Origin of the sequence: Caenimonas sp. SL110, from assembly GCF_001044395.1 — a bacterium.
Classification (GTDB): Bacteria; Pseudomonadota; Gammaproteobacteria; order Burkholderiales; family Burkholderiaceae_C; genus Ramlibacter.
In genome coordinates, this window is the sequence record NZ_JANU01000013.1 from 21374 (window position 1) to 36793 (window position 15420).

Annotated in this window: 18 protein-coding genes; 7 read left to right on the forward strand and 11 right to left on the reverse strand. The window is 63.9% G+C overall.

The features are described from left to right. Positions 1-6: 6 nt before the first annotated feature. Complete coding sequence (locus tag AQ12_RS08380; RefSeq protein ID WP_048439441.1) at positions 7-2061, reverse strand: hypothetical protein; 2055 nt, start codon at positions 2059-2061, stop codon at positions 7-9. Continuing rightward, positions 2058-2522, reverse strand: coding sequence for a hypothetical protein (locus AQ12_RS08385; RefSeq protein ID WP_048439442.1), 465 nt, complete (start codon positions 2520-2522; stop codon positions 2058-2060). The genes AQ12_RS08380 and AQ12_RS08385 overlap by 4 nt, the downstream gene beginning before the upstream one ends. Before the next feature lie 168 nt (positions 2523-2690). On the opposite strand from AQ12_RS08385, the gene AQ12_RS22720 reads away from it, so the two are divergent. Beyond that, the gene (locus AQ12_RS22720) at positions 2691-3212 is read left to right on the forward strand and encodes a hypothetical protein (protein WP_152682727.1); all 522 of its coding nucleotides are present in this window, start codon (positions 2691-2693) and stop codon (positions 3210-3212) included. Positions 3213-3266: 54 nt separating this feature from the next. Here AQ12_RS22720 and AQ12_RS08400 read toward each other — a convergent pair whose 3' ends face one another. Further along, on the reverse strand, positions 3267-4232 hold the full coding sequence (locus tag AQ12_RS08400; RefSeq protein ID WP_048439445.1) for a tripartite tricarboxylate transporter substrate binding protein BugE: 966 nt from the start codon (positions 4230-4232) through the stop codon (positions 3267-3269). Between the two features lie 112 nt (positions 4233-4344). On the opposite strand from AQ12_RS08400, the gene AQ12_RS08405 reads away from it, so the two are divergent. From AQ12_RS08405 to AQ12_RS08415, 3 genes are read left to right on the forward strand one after another with little or no spacing between them, the layout of a single operon-like run. Next, positions 4345-5028, forward strand: coding sequence for a hypothetical protein (locus AQ12_RS08405; protein ID WP_048439446.1), 684 nt, complete (start codon positions 4345-4347; stop codon positions 5026-5028). Next, the gene (locus AQ12_RS08410) at positions 5025-5555 is read left to right on the forward strand and encodes a YgjP-like metallopeptidase domain-containing protein (RefSeq protein ID WP_369799001.1); all 531 of its coding nucleotides are present in this window, start codon (positions 5025-5027) and stop codon (positions 5553-5555) included. Before AQ12_RS08405 ends, AQ12_RS08410 begins: the two co-directional genes overlap by 4 nt. 7 nt (positions 5556-5562) lie before the next feature. Further along, complete coding sequence (locus tag AQ12_RS08415; protein ID WP_048439447.1) at positions 5563-5871, forward strand: GNAT family N-acetyltransferase; 309 nt, start codon at positions 5563-5565, stop codon at positions 5869-5871. A gap of 19 nt (positions 5872-5890) precedes the next feature. Here AQ12_RS08415 and AQ12_RS08420 read toward each other — a convergent pair whose 3' ends face one another. The 3 genes from AQ12_RS08420 to AQ12_RS08430 are packed head-to-tail and all read right to left on the reverse strand — an operon-like array spanning position 5891 to position 7756. Then, a complete protein-coding gene (locus tag AQ12_RS08420) occupies positions 5891-6193 on the reverse strand; it encodes a hypothetical protein (RefSeq protein ID WP_048439448.1) in 303 nt (100 codons plus the stop codon). Between the two features lie 31 nt (positions 6194-6224). Then, positions 6225-7340: a hypothetical protein gene (locus AQ12_RS08425; protein WP_048439449.1), complete on the reverse strand. Its 1116-nt coding sequence runs from the start codon at positions 7338-7340 to the stop codon at positions 6225-6227. Next, entirely contained in the window at positions 7337-7756 is a 420-nt protein-coding gene (locus AQ12_RS08430; protein ID WP_048439450.1) for a DUF3597 domain-containing protein, read from the reverse strand. Before AQ12_RS08430 ends, AQ12_RS08425 begins: the two co-directional genes overlap by 4 nt. 104 nt (positions 7757-7860) lie before the next feature. Between AQ12_RS08430 and AQ12_RS08435 the strand changes: the two genes are divergently transcribed. Both AQ12_RS08435 and AQ12_RS08440 read left to right on the forward strand, forming a co-directional pair. Next, positions 7861-8814: a pseudouridine-5'-phosphate glycosidase gene (locus AQ12_RS08435; protein ID WP_369799002.1), complete on the forward strand. Its 954-nt coding sequence runs from the start codon at positions 7861-7863 to the stop codon at positions 8812-8814. Further along, the gene (locus AQ12_RS08440; protein WP_048439451.1) at positions 8811-9230 is read left to right on the forward strand and encodes a cupin domain-containing protein; all 420 of its coding nucleotides are present in this window, start codon (positions 8811-8813) and stop codon (positions 9228-9230) included. The genes AQ12_RS08435 and AQ12_RS08440 overlap by 4 nt, the downstream gene beginning before the upstream one ends. On the opposite strand, the gene AQ12_RS08445 is transcribed toward AQ12_RS08440, so the two are convergent. After that, a complete protein-coding gene (locus AQ12_RS08445) occupies positions 9227-10315 on the reverse strand; it encodes an MBL fold metallo-hydrolase (protein WP_048439452.1) in 1089 nt (362 codons plus the stop codon). The genes AQ12_RS08440 and AQ12_RS08445 overlap by 4 nt on opposite strands. Positions 10316-10506: 191 nt before the next feature. Here AQ12_RS08445 and AQ12_RS08450 point away from each other — a divergent pair, with 191 nt between their 5' ends. After that, entirely contained in the window at positions 10507-11697 is a 1191-nt protein-coding gene (locus AQ12_RS08450) for a GAF domain-containing sensor histidine kinase (RefSeq protein WP_238587682.1), read from the forward strand. Here the strand turns inward: AQ12_RS08450 and AQ12_RS08455 are convergent. From AQ12_RS08455 to AQ12_RS08470, 4 genes are read right to left on the reverse strand one after another with little or no spacing between them, the layout of a single operon-like run. Further along, complete coding sequence (locus tag AQ12_RS08455) at positions 11669-12583, reverse strand: sugar phosphate isomerase/epimerase (RefSeq protein ID WP_048439453.1); 915 nt, start codon at positions 12581-12583, stop codon at positions 11669-11671. The genes AQ12_RS08450 and AQ12_RS08455 overlap by 29 nt on opposite strands. Further along, entirely contained in the window at positions 12580-13521 is a 942-nt protein-coding gene (locus tag AQ12_RS08460) for a VOC family protein (RefSeq protein WP_048439454.1), read from the reverse strand. Before AQ12_RS08460 ends, AQ12_RS08455 begins: the two co-directional genes overlap by 4 nt. 10 nt (positions 13522-13531) lie before the next feature. Further along, a complete protein-coding gene (locus AQ12_RS08465) occupies positions 13532-14368 on the reverse strand; it encodes a shikimate dehydrogenase (RefSeq protein WP_048439455.1) in 837 nt (278 codons plus the stop codon). Positions 14369-14392: 24 nt separating this feature from the next. After that, positions 14393-15400: a TRAP transporter substrate-binding protein gene (locus tag AQ12_RS08470; protein WP_048439456.1), complete on the reverse strand. Its 1008-nt coding sequence runs from the start codon at positions 15398-15400 to the stop codon at positions 14393-14395. Positions 15401-15420 lie beyond the last annotated feature (20 nt).

The following is a 15420-nucleotide window of genomic DNA, read 5'->3' on the forward strand; positions in this document are numbered from 1 at the left end:
GTCATGTCATGTGGTCAGCGTCTTTTTGACGACGGGTGACATCAGCGGGACATCTGCCAGCAGTCGGCTTCCTGAGTCGGGCGAAGGCAGTGATTCCAGTGTCTCTGGTGGAACCACTGGCGCTTCCAGAGGATGCCAGGCCGTCGCGACCGACATCGCCAGCGGGCTCCCCGACTCCTGTGCGAGGCGTCGAAACGGCGTATTCCCGCGGCGCGGCGCTGGGAGTCCACGATCGACGTTGTTGTCGTTTTCGTCGCCGCTGTCGCTGTCGGCGTTGCGATCCCGGTCGAAAAGGGTATAGGACATGCTGTTGCTCGGCGAGATCCGGCTCAGGACCTCCCGGAACATGCTGCGGAGAGTCGGAGAACGAGACGGAGAACGAGACGGCGCGCGAGGCGACGCGTGAGATTCGTCTGCCGGCTCCTCTGACGCATCGATAGATATGCCGGGGTGCTCTGGGCCGAGCGCGCTGTTTCGTGGTGAGTCGTGTTTGCGCTCGGTCGAAGGCTCGCGGGACGGCGCTGGGCCCATGCTTGAATATTCCGGATCAGAATCTGGCGGCGGTCCTGGAATGATCGAGTTCTCGCCTTCCGCACCAGCTCCAGCAACCACCGGTGGCACCACCACCATGGGGACGGCTGCCGGGCCGCCCGGTCCAGGCGCCGGGCCTGCCGGTGCAGCAGTCCGGCACGTCATCATCCGGTCGTAGCCAGCATGTATCAGTTGCGCAAGCGGCTTCATCGCTGCCGCAGCCAGCCCGGCCAGCGGGCCTGCTGCAAAAGTCGCTCCTATGGCTGCGGCCGCCACGGACATGTCGCCAATTTCTTCGGCGGCCTTGCCCCCTTCTGGGGCGAGCTCCAGGCCGTCCAGTACCTTGACAACGACAAAGCGCGAAGCCTCTCCTGCCGCTGCAATCATGAAAGCGATGGCGAGCTTCATCGCCAGCTCATCGCCTACCTGTGATTCGGCTTCCGATGGGTCTACCTGAACCATGCCGATGGCCGTCAGGCTGCCCAGAAGGCAGAGGGCATAGCAAAACACCTGGAAAGACCGCAGGACCTGTCCTTCAGGGTGCAGGTAGGAATCGTTCGGCCCCATCACTACGCCAGCGGGAGGCACGCCATCGGCCCTCAGCTGATCCGCCTTCTTTTTCTCATCCATGTACATGCCGACCCGGGTGGTGTGGACCCCTGCCGTTCCTGCCGCGGCGATGCCGACCCGAAAGACCATCCGGGCGATGTCCGACCCGTCGTCGGCCAGATGTTGCAGGGTGAAGTTCATGTTGCCCTGGACCAGACCCATGGGGAAGAACTTCGCCATCCGGCTGGTCTCGGTCACGGCGGCGGCGTGTTTGCAGGTCCACATCTGCTCCAGCACGGCGATCGGACCATTGCCCGGTACCGCCGGTATGTTCAGGTTTTCCGGGCGAAATAATGCGGCCACAAATGGCGCGCCTTGCACCGCACCCGCGTACTCCAGGGTCAGCAGTGCATTGGCCGATGGATCCGCTCCATAGATGCCTTCCCAACTCGGTGTCTCTGGGGCAAAGAACTGTCCGGCCGCCACCTTGCCCGCACTGCAAAGGCCAAAGCCGGGGGGGACGAACCGGGCCTGGTCAGCCAGATAGCTGGCGTTCTTGGGAGCACCGCCAAATGCATTCACGTCGAATGCCATTCGGGTCACTGCATTCAGGGCAATCTTGGGTGCGTTCCAGGCGGCATCGACCAGCGCCGCTGTGGTGCCGACATACTGGGCTTGGGAGAATGCGGCCAGGGCATGCGCGATCTCCTGGAGGCTCAGCATCGCAGCCGGCTCCGACGGATCGATTCCGGCGTGGAGCTGCAACTCCCGACCGGCGGACATCACGAATTCGTAGGTTCCGAAATAGACGGCTGGTCTTCCACCCCAGCTCACGGCCGATCGGCTGGCGTTCTGCAGCCACTGGACCGTCGAGTTCAGGAGCTTGAATCCGCGGGTTGGGGGCGGAGGCGTCGTCCTGTCGACATGGATGACGACAGGTGCCAGTGCAGCGGCGAAGTTGAGGTTTGGTGCTGGAATCATGATGCGAGCGCCCGGGTCGTTGTGTGCTTCGCGGCTTCGGACCGTGCACCGGCCAGCTGCAAGGCGCGCACTTGAACTGCCTGCACGATGGCTGCGGCGCCGTCGTCGACTTCATCGAGTGATATCCGCGTGCAATGCACAAGCCGGTTCAGTTCGGGCAGATAGCCGTAGTAGCCAAAGATGCCAGGCGGCATGCTCAGGTGAGATTGCAGCAAGGGATAGGTCATCGCGACCAGGGACTGCGCATCGGGTGGCGCCTCGCCGATGTCCATCTGGATCGTCAGGCCGGTGGCGTCGGCATCTCCGAAGTGCCGCAGCCAGAAGTGCGCTCCTTCGTGCTCCAGGGCAGTGCCCTTGAAAAGGGGCTCGGCGTCCAGCCCGGTTTGCCGGGCGAAGTCCGTCACGGCTTTCTGGAAGAGCGGTGGCACGGGCTTGCCGTGTGAGTCGAATTGAGCGTCCATCTATTACTCCTGGTCGATAAGCCGTCATTCGACCCTCGTGGCCTTGCACGCGCACCATACGGACGTAAGGCAGTGGGCGAGGGTTTTCCCCTGTGAGAGACGAAGGTCGCTTGGGCCCCGCCACACCCGCGCGATTCAATGGTGTGATCACCAGACAAGGACACTGCCATGCACCCTGCGCAATCACCCCAATCGGTTCAATCGGTTCAATCACATCCATCGCAGCAAGGGGTGCCACCAGAAGTCCTCTGGCAGCGAGCCGTTGTCGACTTCGCGCAGCGTCATCAGCTTGCGGCCGACGATGTGCTGGCGGGTGCGCGCTTTGCATTCCGGGACGTGGGGTTCCTGCTTCACTACAACGTCCAGTCCGATCCACAGGGTCTGGTCGTCGTCATGGACCTGGGAGAAGTTCCGGCTGAGACGGCGCATCATGTCTATCTGGAAATGCTGGCCAACAACGCGAGAGGCGCGGCTGCGCTCCTGGGTTATCAGGGCCTTTTTCCAGGCACGAATCGCGGCGCGCATTGCGTCCGGCTGGACCTGGCCAAGTGCGCCGAGCCGTCGCTGGCGATCAGCGCAACGGTTGTCTCGCTCGCCTTGTCGGTCCATGCGTCACGCGACTCCATGAATGCAATGCTCGACAGTTTGAAGGGCGTCAATCCGCGAGAGGCCGAGGCGGCGGGTCAATAAAAAAAACGCCCGCACTTTGCATGCGGGCGCTTGTGTCCTGGAGCTGCGACGCGATCAGTCGAGCTTGAGTTTGGCCGTATCCACCACCCGCTTGTACACAGCGTATTCCCCCTTGATCTGCTCACCGAACTGCTGCGGCGAGTTGGCAACGATGATGGAGCCGGTGTCTTCGATGCGCTTGCGCACTGCAGGGTCCTGCAGTGCCTTGATCACGGCGGCGTGGATCTTCTGAACGACGTCTGCCGGCATGCCCTTGGGACCGTAGATGCCATAGAACGCCATGCGGTTCACCGGCTCCAGTCCGACTTCCTTGAAGGTCGGCACATTGGGCAGCGCAGCCAGGCGCTGCGGGGCCGACACCACGATGGGGACCAGGCGCTTGTCCTTGATGAAGGGCAGCGTGGAAGGCAGGTTGTCAAAGATGATCGGCACCTGGCCGGCGACGGTGTCATTGAGCGCAGGGCCTGCGCCGCGATACGGAATGTGCGTGACGAAGGTGCTGGAGATGCTCTTGTAGAGCTCCATCTGCAGGTGGCCGATGCCGCCGGAACCCGACGACGCATACGAGTAGCGGCCCGGCGCACGCTTGAGCTCGGCGACGAAGGCCTTGTAATCCTTGGCCGGAAAGCTCGGATGAACCGCGATCACGTTGGGCGTGGCAGCGATGTTGATGATGGGCGTGAAGTCGGTCAGCGGGTTGTAGGGCACGCGGGGATTGATGGCCGGATTGGCCGCCGTCGTGGAGACGGTGGCCATGCCCAGCGAATAGCCGTCGGGGGTTGCGCGCGCGGTCTCTGCCGCGCCGATCACGCCGCCACCGCCGGCCTTGTTCTCGACGATCACCGGCTGGCCCAGGGCCTTGCCCAGCGGATCGGCGATGACTCGGGCGATGATGTCGGTGGTGCCACCCGGTGCGAACGGCACCTGCAGCTTGATCACCTTGTTGGGGTAGGCCTGCGCGAACACCGGGCCGGCTGCCAGCGCAAACGCTGCAGCGGTGAAAATCCATTTGTTTGTCATTGAAGCTCCTTGATTGGCTCGTTTTGAGTCAGCGAATCGTATAAGTCTTTGGGCTTCATGTTGTGCGTGCGAACCACAACCAAAGGTCTCCTTTTTAATTCATGGAGTCAACATGTCATTGCTCGGACAGGCGGCGCTCGCGATGTGGTGGGACATGGCGCCGGCGGCAAGGTCGGAGTTCGAAGACTGGCACGCCCATGAGCACTTTCCGGAGCGCATGGGCATTGCCGGCTTCATGCGGGGCACGCGATGGGCCAGCGCAACCGGTGGCGACGGCGTGTTCGTGATGTACGAACTGCAATCGTGGGACACGTTGTCGTCCGCGCAGTACCTTGCGCGGCTCAATTCGCCCAGTGCCTGGTCGACGCGGATGATGCCGCATCACCGCAGCATGGTGCGCAGCCAGTGCCGTGTGCTGGAGAGCCGGGGCGGTGGCGTGGCAAGGCATGCGCTGACCCTGCGGCTATCACCGCAGCCCGGGCAGGAAGACGCACTGCGCGCGGCGCTGCGCTCGCTCATCGATAGCCTGGTGATGCGGCCCGGCGTTGTCGGCGGGCATCTGCTGCGCAACGAGACGCCTGCCATTGCACAGACGACCGAGCAGGTGATCCGCGGCTTGTCGGACCAGGCGGCCGACTGGGTGCTGGTGATGGTCGGCTATGACATCGCCGTGCTGGAGCAACTGGCGCAAACGGAGCTTGGCGCGCAGGCAGAGGCAACCCAGGGCGCAAAGCCCGGGCCAGTGCAAGCCCTCTACACCCTCGCGTATTCGGCCACGCCGGGTGACCTCGCGTGAACGCTCCCGTTCGCCTGCCGTATCTGCAGGGCTACTCACCGGAGTTGCTCGCCCAGGTGCGCGGACTGATTGATGCGGGCCGGCTGGCCGAGACAGTGGCGCGGCGCCATCCTGAGATGCACGAGGTGCGCACCGAGCGCGCCCTGTACGACTACGTGCATGAGCTCAAGTCGAGCTACATGCGAAGCGCGCCGCCGATCGCGAAGGTGGCGTACGACCCCACGCTCCATGTGCTGAAGAACGCACTGGGCACGCACAGCGCCGTCTCGCGGGTGCAGGGCGCGCGCCTGAAGGCCAAGCGCGAAATTCGCATTGCGACCTTGTTCAAGGAAGCGCCCGCCGATTTTCTTCGCATGATCGTCGTGCATGAACTCGCGCACCTCAAGGAGCGCGACCACGACAAGGCCTTCTACTCGCTTTGCCAGCACATGGAGCGCGACTATCACCAGCTCGAATTCGATTTGCGGCTTTGGCTGACAGCGCGCGAGCTTGGCGCGGCCCCCGCGATGCCGCCGTCCCCCGCATAATCTTTCGATGAATGAAGTTACCGTTTCCGACAATCCCTCAGCCCACCGGTATGAAGCCATGATGGACGGCGAGCTGGCCGCCTTCGCCGACTACGAATCGCAGGCCGGCGCGCTGCTGCTTCCCCACACCGAAGTGCTGCCCAAATTCGAGGGCAAGGGCGTGGCATCGAAGCTCGCCAAATTCGTCCTGGCGGATGCGCGCTCGCGCGGCCTGCAGGTGATTCCCGCGTGCGAGTTCATGGCGGGCTATATCCGCAAGCACCCCGAATACCTGGATCTCGTGTCGGCTGAGAGCCGCAGCACCTACAAGCTCTAGCAGTTACGAATTCTGGCAGTTACGAGTTCGGGAACGCAGCGCTGAAGGCTTTGCAGAACGCAGGCGTTCCGCTCAATGTGAGCGTGAGTGTTGTGAGCAATCCATCTTCGGATTGGTTCAGCTCGTAGTCCCATTCACCGCCGTCGTCCAGCGCTGCGGCCACACCGAATGCAGCCGCACTCCAGGCCAGCACCGCCTGCACTTCGGCATTCATGGCTGCCACGTGATGGGCCGACACCGAGGCTACCGAGGCCATCGCGTCGAAGCTGCCGTTGCCCGACTCTTCATCGCTGAAGTCGAACAGCAGGTACTCGAGTTGCATGGATTGAACGCCGCGTGTCATCTGTTGAGCGTCAGGTGAGCCACTTGCGAAGCCTGGCGTACACCGCCTCGCTCGCCAGCAAGTCGAGATGTCCAACGCCGTTGGCAACGAAGGTGCGCGAAGCTGCAATTCCCAGCCGTTTCGATGGCTTGGTGCTGTGGCCCAGTGCGCTATCGACGGCGACGAGGCCATCGCCGCGCCAATCGCCTTTTGCCGACTGGCCCAGCGCACCTGCGACCGCGAAGCACGCGATGTGCGGCGGCAATGGCGACACCTCCCCGTGTCGCAGATCGGTGATGCCCGCACTGCGCAGCCCCGACAGGCGCGTGAATGGCGCGAGGTACGGGCTCACCCCCAGCCCGCGATGCAGCCAGTTGCCGCCCCGCTCCAGGGCCGCACCGTGATAGGGCGTGCCGAGCGAAACAATGTGATCGAGATGGCGGGGCCACGCCATGCCGGCAGCCAGCGCGTGATGCACCGCGTTGCGCAGAACCAGCCCGCCCATGCTGTGGCCGATGAGGGTGAAACGCTCCACCGGCACAGGCCAGTTCGCAAGCGTCGTTTCAAGCAGCGTTGCAAGCGCAGCGCCGTTGTCTTGGATGTGAAGGCCGGTGTTGTAGCGCAGGTACATGGGGCTGTAGCCCAGCGATGCAGCCAGTGCCTGCCCATGATCGTGTCCGCCCCGGGTCCATTGCTGTTCGTTCATGCAAAGGCCATGCACCAGCAACAGGGGCCGGGGACCAGGGGCGCTGCAACGCCGCAACTGCATGTCGATGGCCAGGGGATTTGCGGTACGCGCGAGGTGGTCGCCGACCACGCCGTTGAGTGCGCTCACGATCGCGTCGCGCTGGACGGCATCGCTTTGGCCGCCGTCTGATATGCCTGCATCGGGCTTTGCCAGGAGTTGCTCAACGCCGGCCAGTGCCACGTCCAGCGCCTTGCCGACCAGCCCGGCCGTGCCGTGGATGGATCGATAGACCAGCCCGCTGATGCCGCGCAGCGGACGTTGTTCATGACTGCCAAGAGGCGGCGCGAGGCGCACCACGCTGCCGTGCACGCCTTCAACAATGCGTGTCACGCCCTTGACGCCGTCAACGGCAAGCCGCACGCCGCCGCGCAAATCTGCGAAGCGGCGGGGTGTCGTCAATCGAGCAGGTTCGCAGGAACGTTGCCGCCGTTGGCAGCGAGACGGGCCATCACCTGCTTGTGCAGCCACATGTTCATCTTGGCCGAGTCATTCATCAGGTCGGCGGGTGCGCCCAGTTCCTTGGCCAGTTCCTTGCGGCTTTCGAGGCTGCTGTCGATGTCCAGCAGCTTCATCAGGTCCACGATGGATGTCTGCCAATTGAGCTTCTGCGAATTGGCGGCGGCCTTTTGATTGAGCTGCGCGACCACGTCCACCTGCGAGATCGGCTTTGCGGCAGCGGCTCCAGGTGCGAGACCCGCACCCATCGAAGTGGTGTCGGGTGCCTTCGGCGGAATCGGCGTGCGAAGCATTTCCTCGACCTTGTCCGCGCCTGCATCAAAACCGAGTTTGTCCAGAATCTTGCTGAAAAATCCCATGTGTTTCTCCTTTGAAGGACTACACGTTACATCGTTACGAGCGCTTGTGCGGCCTCGCGTAACTTTTTGTTGGGCCTTGCGTGCGAGGCTGTAGATTCCCGTTGATGGAGGGCTTCCACGTGCAAGGCATGAACCGGTTTTTGAAGTTTAGTGAGGCGGTGTCCAGGGCGCAAGCCGAAGGCCGCGCCATTGTCGCGCTGGAGTCGACCATCATTGCGCACGGCATGCCCTGGCCGCAAAACGTGAGCACCGCGCGCGAAGTGGAAGCCATCATTCGCGAGCTGGGTGCAGAGCCCGCCACGATTGCTGTCATCGATGGGCGCATCTGCATCGGGCTTGATGATGGGCAGCTGGAATTGCTGGGCAGCTCCGGCCATGCCCACAAGGTGAGCCGGCGCGACCTGCCGGCGGTAGTGGCAAGCGGCGAGTTGGGCGCGACGACTGTGGCAGCGACCATGATCTGCGCGGCGCTTGCAGGCATCGAGGTGTTTGTGACGGGTGGCATTGGCGGCGTGCATCGGGGCGCATCGGAAACATTCGATATTTCGGCGGACCTGCAGGAGCTGGCCAACACATCCGTTGCCGTTGTGTGCGCAGGCGCCAAGTCGATCCTGGACATCGCACTCACGCTCGAATACCTGGAAACGCACGGCGTGCCGGTGCTCAGCTGCGGGCAGGACAACTTCGCCGCGTTCTACACGCGCGACAGCGGCTTTCGCGCGGACTATCGGCGGGACGATGCAGCCGATCAGGCGCGTTTCATTCGCACGAAATGGGACCTTGGGCTGACGGGCGGCGTGGTCTTGAGCACGCCAGTTCCGCAAGCCGCGCAGATGCCTGCAGGCGAGATCGATGCCATCACGCAGGCGGCGCTCGAAGAGGCGCAAGCGCAGGGCATCACCGGCAAAGCCGTCACGCCGTTCCTGCTGGCCCGTATCAAGGCATTGACGCAAGGGCGCAGCCTTGCGACCAACATTGCGCTCGTCAAGCACAACGCCGAAGTCGGCGCGCGGCTCGCGATTGCCCTGCATACTTCGGCGCAAGGAACCAGGCCATGAACGACGCACCCCTCAAAGTCACGCGCAGCGGCGAGCAGCCGCTGATCCGGGGACAGGCTGATTACTTCACCGGCACCGTGGAGATCGACACGCCGTTTCGCGCCGACAGCCCGGGCCGCGTGAGTGGCGGCCACATCAGCTTCAAGCCGGGCGCGCGCACGGTGTGGCACTCGCATCCTTTGGGCCAGACGCTGGTTGTCACGCGTGGCGCCGGATTCGTTCAGCGCTGGGGCGGGCCTGTGCAGGCCATCGGACCCGGCGATGTGGTCTGGATTCCTGCTGATGAGAAACACTGGCACGGTGCCACTGCAACCGAGGGCATGAGCCATGTGGCGATCACCGAGCACCAGGACGGCAAAACCTCCGACTGGTTGGAGCCCGTGAGCGAAGCTCAATACAGCGGTGCGGATTCCTAGCGCAGCCCTTCCCACCACCTGCGGTTTTCGCGCGGCTTGCCCAGCGTGAGCACTTCGCCGATTTCGGGCGTGGCGAGGTTGATGCCTTTTTTCTGCGCCAGCGCAGCGACGCGTTCCAGCGGGTCTTTCCAGGTATGGAAGGCGAGATCGAAGGTACTGTTGTGCACCAGGTACAGCGTGCGCGCGCCCAGGTCCTGGAAAGCCTGCACCGTTTCCTCGGGAGACATGTGAACGGTGGGCCAGTAGGTGTCGTAGGCGCCGTTTTCCATCAGGGCAATATCGATGGCGCCCAGGCGCTTGCCGATTTCCCTGAACCCCGGAAAGTAGCCCGAGTCTCCACTGTAGAAAATACGCTCGTTGCCGCTCTTGATGCCCCATGCCGCCCACAGCGTCTTGTTGCGATCGGTCAGCGTGCGGCCCGAAAAATGCTGCGCAGGCGCGGCCGTGAGATGCACGTCGCCCACCTGCCGCTCCTGCCACCAGTCGAACTCTTCAATGCGGTCGGCAGCCACGCCGTAGTCACGCAATCGCGCGCCCACACCCAGCGGCACGTAGTAGCGCTTGACGCGCTCTTTCAACGCCTCGATCGTCGGCACGTCGAGATGGTCGTAGTGATCGTGGGACAGGATGAGTCCCTCGATTTCCGGCACATCGTCCAGCGAAACCGGCGGCACATGAAATCGCTTGGGGCCGGCCCATGAGACAGGAGAGGTGCGCAACCCGAAGACCGGGTCGATCAGCCACCACTTGCCGCGCAGCTTGAGCAGGTGCGACGAGTGGCCCAGCCGGATGATGTGGTTGGACTGCTCGTCGAGCGCCGCGAGCGCGGCCCTGTCGAGCATTCGCACGGGCACCGGGTCCACCGGCACCGTGCCGTGCTTGGTCTCCAGCAGCATCCGCGACCAGATCGCCCAGGCCGACCGGTGGGGCTTCAGGTCCGGGTTGGGCGGGTTCTGGAAGGTGCAGTCTTTCGCGGAGAACTGGGGCGACTTCAGATAGCGCGCATCGCATTCCTGTGCAGCTGCTGCGACTGGTGCCAGCATGACCAGTAGCGAGAGGAAACAGCGCAAGGAGATACGTTTCATCCGGGGACCTTTGTAACGGGTGCGCCGAGCATAGCGGCGCCAGCATTTTTGCGTGCGCGAGGCACGCACATCCAATTTGCATGTGGTCAAATGATTCGACACCCCACATGGCCATAGACGTACCGACCATGACAGCCCTGCGCACCGTTCGGCGCACCCCCCTGTCCGATACAGCAACGATCCAATCCCTGGTGGGATCTGCGGTCCGGCTGGCGGCCGTCCAGCATTCACGCCTGCTCGATTCGCAACCCGAAGAGGCCTTTGACAGCCTGTCGCGGCTGGCTGCGCGACTGCTGGGGGCGCCAGCGGCTTTTCTGTCGGTGGTGGACGCCGATCGCGATTTCTACAAGAGCCATCACGGCTTCGGCTCGCCGCTGGCCGAAGAGCGCCAGCTAGCAGGCCGCACGTTTTGCCATTACGCGCTGGAAGGCGATGGGCCGCTGGTCATCGACGACACGCACGCTCACGAGGTGTGGCGCGCCGTGCCCACCGTCCAGTCCCTGGGTGTGCGCTCCTACATCGGCATCCCGATCTTTGTGGATGAGCAGGTCATCGGCAGCTTCTGTGTGATCGACATGCGGCCCCGCGCCTGGACAGCCGATGAGATCGAAACCATGCGCCAGCTCGGTGCATCGGCAGCGCGCGAGCTGGGCTTGCGAAGCGCCCTGGCAGCCGCGCGCATCGAAGCTGCGCGGGCCAATGCGCTTGCGCTCGCGCGCGAGGAAGTCATCGCGGTTGTCGCGCATGACTTGCGTACGCCACTGCAGGTGTTGTCGCTTGGAACCCAGGTCGTGCAGCGCGCGTTGCTCGGCCAGCAAGAGAGCACCACGGCGCGCATGCTCAAGGCGGTGGAGGCCATGCGGACCATGGCGGACAGCCTCTTGTCCACCAATGCGCTCATGGCGCCGGCGGCTCAGGGGTTCCAGCCGTTTGACAGTGCCGAGCTTGCTCGCGATGCGATGAGCATGATGGCGCCCATTGCCGAGCGTGCGTCCATCAGCATCGTCGCAGGCGTGCTGCCCAGCGCGACCATACGCATCGACTACGCACAGATGCTGCGCGTGCTGGGAAACCTCATCGGCAACGCCATCAAGTATTCGCCGCCGGGCAGTGAGGTGCGTGTGAGCGCCGAACGTGCCGGCTCCAGCCTGACGCTGGAGGTGCGCGACAACGGCAAGGGCATGACGCAGGACGAACTCTCGCGTGCGTTCGAGCGCGGCTGGCAGGGCGTGGAGGGCATGGCCCGCGGCGATGGCGCGGGGCTCGGCCTGGCCATCGCGCGCACGCTGGTCGAGCAGCACGATGGCGCCATTTCAATCGCCGGCGCGCCGGGCGTCGGCACCACGGTGACGATCACGCTGCCTTGCGATCGCGCAGCCTGAGCTGGTTGGGTAGCGGGTCCGCGCGGCGCAGCACGTCCTCGCCCAGCCACAGCGCCGAGCGGCGCGCACGCTCGGCCACAAACGGCAACGGCATCTGCACATAGTCGTCGTTGAATACCTCGAAGCTGTAGTCGCCGGTGTAGCCGAGCGCATCCAGCCTGAGCATCATCTCCACCAGCTGCGCCGTGTGCACGCCCTCGCCCGGGAACACGCGATAGGTGCGTGCGGTCGCCATGCGTTCCTCAAAGGTGGGCGTTGCCTGCCACATGAAGTCCGACAGCTGCACGAGAAAGATTTTTGCAGGGTCGATGTGGTCGATCGCATCCAGCGGCGTGTTGGCCGCCAGGATGTGGAACGAATCGAGGCACACGCCCAGGTTGGGGCAATCGGCGCGGCGCACCACGTCCCAGGCGGTGGTGAACTCGTTGATGGTGCGGCCCCACGAGAGCCCTTCGTAGGCGATGCGAATGCCATGCGGAATCGCCAGCATCGCAAGCTTGCGCAGGTCGCGCGCGATCGCATCGAGATCCTGCGTGGCATGGGTCGATGTGGACGAGCACGCCAGCAGCACATCGCAGCCCAGGGCCGCGCACATCTCCAGCATGGTCCGGGCGATCTCCACCTTGTACTGGTGCAGGTGACCCGAGAGTCCTTCGAAGTCGCGCAGCACCTGGAAGCCCGTGCCGCGCAATCCGCTGGCGCGCACCTCGCGTGCAGCAGCCTGCCAGCCGGCAGCGTGGCCGACCAGGTCATTGGCCTTGAGCATCACCTGCGTGAAGCCTGCCGCCTGCATGGCATCGAGCTTGGCTGCGAGCGGACCCGCGAGCGTGATGGTGTCCATGCCGAAATCGGCCAGTGCATGCCGCAGGCTGCTCGCGTGTGTCATGTCGGGTCTTTGGCGGCAGGCGCTGGCGCGCGCTCGCTGTGCACGAGTTCGAACGACACGCCGCCCAGGTAGGTCTTGCTGATCGCGCCCCGCTTTTCGGTGTGCGTTGCCCCGGTCTCGACAAACTCCATGCCGAGCGCACGCAGTGCGCGCACCGCGCCCAGCACGTCGTTCACACCCAGGCCGATGCGCTCCAGCCGCTCGCGGTTGTCTGCCGAATCGGGCGCGGGCTCGATGAGTTGAAGCATGAATCCGTTGGCCGCGTCGACTGCGGGTGCGCGCAGCAGCTTGCCCGCAGGCAGGATGCCAAAGCGCTGCTCATCGGGAATCAGTTTCAGCCCCAGCAGCTCCCGGTAGAACTCGATCCAGTCGGCGCTGCGACCCTCGCCGATGTACTGCACGACGCCGAAGAAGTGCATGCCTGCGACGGGCGCGGGATGCGCGTCCACCGACGGAATCGGAATGAAGTCCACGTCGTAGATCGAGAACTCTCGGTAGCGATCCACAAAGTAGATTCGCGTGCCGCCCACACCGTGGATCGCAGGGATGTTCAGCTCCATCGCCTGCGGGTGGGTGGGCACTTCCCAGCCACCGCGATCGAGCACCGACTGGTAAGCGGCGCGGGCATCGCGCACGCGCAGGGCCATCGCGGTGATGGCGGGTGCAACGCGATCGGCGGGGCCTGAATCCGCAACACGACCGTGCGCGTTCACCACCACGTTGATCGGTCCCTGGCGGTACAGCAGCACCTCGCGCGAGCGATGGCGCGCAACGGGTTTGAATCCCGCCATTTCCAGCACCTGCCCGAGCGCCTGTGGTTGCGAAGTGGCGTACTCCACGAACTCCAGGCCGTCCAGGCCGATGGGGTTGTCCTCATCGCTGAACGAGGCTTGCTGCGGCTCGCGCGCATGTCCTGCAATAACCAGCAGATCGCTCATGGATGGCCTTTCAGTACTGCAGCCTTGCCAGCGAACGCAGGTTGTCTGGGCTCGTCGTGGGAAAGCCGAAAAATTCCAGGTACGCCGGAATCATTTCAAACAGCATGTCGGTGCCGATCTGTACCCGGCAGCCGCGCGCCTGTGCGGCTGCGAGAAACGCTGTCATCTCGGTTTTCATCACGACCTCGCCGACCCAGGCCTGCGGCGAAATTCGCGCTACATCCATGGGCATGGCGTCGCCCGCGTTCATGCCCAGCGGCGTGGCGTTCACCACCAGGTCCATGCCCGACGGATCGTTGCTGCCGACCCGCAGGTCGACTCTGGGAAAGTGCTGCGATATACGCCGTGCCAGCAAATCCGCCGATGCACCCTGCACATCGTGCAGCGCAATCGAACGCACGCCTGCCGCAGCCAGCGATGCGGCAATCGCAGACCCGACCCCGCCGCAGCCGACCACCAGTGCGCGCGCGCCCTCGACCTGCATGCCCTTGCGCTGCATTCCGCGCACGAAGCCCTCGCCGTCGAACATGTCGCCAACCAGCTTGCCGCCGCGACTGCGCTTGACGGCATTGCATGCGCCGGCCACTTCAACCGCGGGTGTGACTTCATCCAGGTGCGCCAGCACGCTGACCTTGTGCGGCATGGTGATGAGCGCGCCACGCACGTTGTCCAGCCTGAAGATGCTGCGAACAACGTCCGCCAGGTCATCGGGCTTGCACGCCATCGGCACCACCACCGCGTTGATCCGTTCCGACTCGAAGTACGGGTTGTAGATCATGGGCGCCTTGAAGGCGTGCGTGGGGTATCCGATGTGCGCGATGAGCTCGGTGGAGCCGTCGATGAGCATGGTTCGCCGTTTCCTCTCGGGTGCTTACTTGCGCGCCTTGTCCAGTTCGGCCATCACGGCCTTTACCGTGGCATCGCCCACGCTGGCCGAGTGCTTGGCAATCACCGGCTTCATCTTCTCGCGCAGCTTGGCGACTTCGGCGGCGGGCAGCTCGGTCACCTGCATGCCGTTTTTCTTGAGGTTGTCCAGGATGCCGGCTGCGGCGCTGCGCGACTGCTCGCGCTGGTACTTCGCCGATTCGTTGGCTGCGTCCTGCACGATCTTCTTTTCGTCAGCAGACAGCGTGTCCCAGAACTTCTTGCTGATGACGACCGATTGCGGGTTGTACTGGTGATTGGTGATGGCCAGGTGCTTTTGCACTTCGTAGAACTTCGCGCCGTTGATGGTGGCGTAGGGGTTCTCCTGGCCGTCGACCGCCTTTTGTTCCAGCGCGGCGTACAACTCGGGAAACGGCATGGGCGTGGGGTTCGCGCCCAGCGCGCTGACCCAGTCCACATTGATCGGGTTGGGGATCACGCGCAGCTTCAGGCCGGCAATGTCTTCCACTTTGGTGATGGGGCGGCGGCTGTTGGTGATCTGGCGAAAACCGAGTTCGTAGTAGGCCAGGCCCACCAGTCCCTTTTCTTCGAGCCTGGCGTGCAGCGACTTGCCGAACGGGCCATCGACGACGGCGTCGGCTTCTTTCGCGTTGCCAAACAGGAAAGGGAAGTCGTAGATCGCGAAGTCCTTCACGATGCTGGCGAAGATGCCCGAGTTCATCGAAGCCATCTCCAACGTGCCGCCCTGGATGGCCGACACATTGGCCTGGTCGCTGCCCAGTGCGCCGCCAGGGAACACGGTGACCTTCATCTTGCCGCCCGACTTGGCCTCGACCAGTTCGCCGAACTTTTCCATGCCCATCACGATGGGGTGGCCCTTGGCGTTCTGGTTGGCGAACTTGATCGTCTTGACCTGTGCGTGCGCCACGCCCGTTGCAGCAAAAACGCCAACGGCCAGTGCGGCGACGAGGCTTTTCAAGGTGAGTCTCTTCATGGTTTTGTCTCCTGTCTGTG